The organism is Plantibacter sp. Leaf1 (assembly GCF_001421315.1).
Taxonomy (GTDB): Bacteria; Actinomycetota; Actinomycetes; order Actinomycetales; family Microbacteriaceae; genus Plantibacter.
This window is the reverse complement of the sequence record NZ_LMJX01000004.1, coordinates 1-354: the sequence shown is the minus strand read 5'-3', so window position 1 is coordinate 354 and position 354 is coordinate 1. Positions and strand designations below refer to the sequence as shown.

1 protein-coding gene is annotated in these 354 nt (G+C 70.1%); it reads right to left on the bottom strand.

Annotated elements, in window-relative coordinates; genetic code table 11:
* On the bottom strand, positions 1-354 hold a 354-nt coding region (locus tag ASE44_RS16815), incomplete at both ends, for an aldehyde dehydrogenase family protein (protein ID WP_157580051.1).

The following is a 354-nucleotide window of genomic DNA, read 5'->3' as shown; positions in this document are numbered from 1 at the left end:
GGTGTCGTTCGCGAGGCGCACGGCCTCCTCCTCCGACGCGACGCGGTACAGGGCTGCGACGGGCCCGAAGAACTCCTCGTGGAACGCGTCCATCTCGGGCGTCACGTCGGTGAGGACCGCGGGCGGGAAGAAGTTCCCGTCCGGCTCGCCCGAGGCCAGGATCGTCGCGCCCTGCGACTTCGCGCGGCCGAGCTGCTCGCTGAGGCGCTCGGTCGCAGCGGACGACGACAGCGGGCCGAGCTGGGTGCTCTCCGCCATCGGGTCGGCCGGTGCGTTGCCGGTGAACACGGCGGTGAACTTCGCGGCGAAGTCGTCGAACAGCTCGTCGATGATGATGAACCGTTTGGCGGCGTT